Genomic DNA, 1,862 nt, shown 5'->3' with positions numbered 1-1,862 from the left:
CGATGCCGCGGCGCTCGCCTACCCCTGCGTGCTCAAGCCGAACTGCGGGGGCCGCACCACCTGCACCGCCATCGCGCGCAGCGCGGACGAGGCCCGGGCGTTTTTGGCCGAGGCGCCCGCCATCGAGCTCATCGCCGAGGAGTACGTGGAGCCGGCGCGCGGCTTCCTCACGCGCATCGAGGTGGTGGACGGCGCCTGCGCGCTCGCAGTGAAGTGCTCCGTGGCCGACAACGGCCTGTCGGCCTACCGCTTCGGCTCCACCTACGCCGCCTACCCCGACGTCCCCCGCACGGTCACCGACGCCGCGGAGCGGGCCGCCGCGGTGCTGTCCATCGAGCTCGGCAGCTTCGACGTCATCGAGGGCGCGCGCGGCCCCTGCCTCATCGACGCGAACTCCGTGTCGAACGTGTCCGAGGACTGCACCGAGCTGCTGGGCATGGACCTCATGCGCGCCCACGCCGAGGCCGTCGCCCGTCGCTGGCACGCGCTCGGCGCCACCGCCCCCCCCCACCCCCGAGAAAGGACCCGCCCATGATGACCATCGAGGACGTCTACCGCAAGTTCGACGAGATAGGCTGCTGCAGCTTCGCCACGCCCGACGGGCACGGCGGCGTGGAGGCGCGCATCGCCCACTTCTTCGCCTACGGCGACGAGGGCCTCTACCTGCGCACCATGGACGTGAAGCCGTTCTACCGCCAGCTCAAGGAGAGCGGGCGCCTAGCGGTGTGCGGCGAGCGCACGGAGGCCAAGGTCGTGTTCGACGAGGACAACCTGCCCCTGTTCAAGCCCGGCTACCAGATGCGCGTCTCCGGCGAGGTGCGCGAGCTGTCCATGGTGGAGGTGGAGGCGAAGGCCGCGCATGACCGCAACTTCAACGTGGCCGTGCACGACATCGCCAAGTACCCCGAGACGCGCGTGCTCGTGCTACACCGCTTCCACGGCGAGCTGTACGACTACGACTACGCCATGGCGAGGCGCGACCACAAGCTCTACCGCGAGCGCTTCGCGTTCGGCGGCGACACGTTCGAGGAGCCGGGCCTGCGGATAACGGACAGCTGCATCGCGTGCGGCACCTGCCTCGAGGGCTGCTCGTTCAAGGCCATCGTGCCCGGCGAGCCCTACACCATCCTGGGCGAGCGCTGCGACGAGTGCGGCAACTGCTACCACGTGTGCCCCGCAGGGGCGGTGGAGGGCAAGGGGAGGTAAGGGGCCCCGCCTCCCCGCACTCTACGGAGCGTTCATTGCGCGCGCCGCCGCTTGCGGGTATCGTGGGACGGCACGCAAAACCATCACGGGAGGAGAACCATGGACACCAGACGCACCGGCGGGCTCATCCGCAGCCTGCGGGAGGAGCGCGGGCTCACGCAGCTCCAGCTCGCCCAGCTCGTGGGCGTGGGCGACAAGGCCGTGTCGAAGTGGGAGCGCGGGGGCGGCTGCCCCGACGTGTCGCTTTTGCCCGCGCTCGCGGCCGAGCTGGGATGCCCGGTAGAGACGCTGCTGGCAGGCTCGCTCTCCCCCGACGAGGCCCAAGGAGGCACCATGAAGCGCACGGCATTCCGCATCTGCCCCGCCTGCGGGAACATCATCACCACCACGGGGGACGCCGACGTCTCCTGCTGCGGCAGGAAGCTCGCCCCGCTGCCCGTCCAACCCGCCGACGAGGCGCACGCCGTGCAGGTGGAGGACGTGGAGGGCGACTGGTACCTCACGTTCGGCCACCCCATGGAGAAGGGGCATCATCTGTGCCTCGCCGCCGTCGTGGGCTACGACCGCCTGGCCGTGGAGAAGCTCTACCCCGAGCAGGGCGGCGAGGCGCGCCTGCCGCGCCTGCCCGGCGGCGTGCTCTACACCTGCTGCACCGA

3 protein-coding genes are annotated in these 1,862 nt (G+C 70.8%); all 3 read left to right on the top strand.

Annotated elements, in window-relative coordinates; all coding sequences use genetic code 11:
* The coding region (locus tag GPA_RS10995) for an ATP-grasp domain-containing protein (RefSeq protein WP_197533095.1) at positions 1-535 on the top strand (535 nt) is incomplete at its 5' end.
* Entirely contained in the window at positions 532-1,206 is a 675-nt protein-coding gene (locus tag GPA_RS10990) for a 4Fe-4S binding protein (RefSeq protein ID WP_041239507.1), read from the top strand. The genes GPA_RS10995 and GPA_RS10990, both read left to right, overlap by 4 nt.
* A gap of 99 nt (positions 1,207-1,305) precedes the next feature.
* The coding region (locus tag GPA_RS10985) for a helix-turn-helix domain-containing protein (protein WP_041239506.1) at positions 1,306-1,862 on the top strand (557 nt) is incomplete at its 3' end.

Origin of the sequence: Gordonibacter pamelaeae 7-10-1-b, assembly GCF_000210055.1 — a bacterium.
In the GTDB taxonomy this organism is placed as follows: domain Bacteria; phylum Actinomycetota; class Coriobacteriia; order Coriobacteriales; family Eggerthellaceae; genus Gordonibacter; species Gordonibacter pamelaeae.
This window is presented reverse-complemented; position numbering and strand designations above follow the sequence as displayed.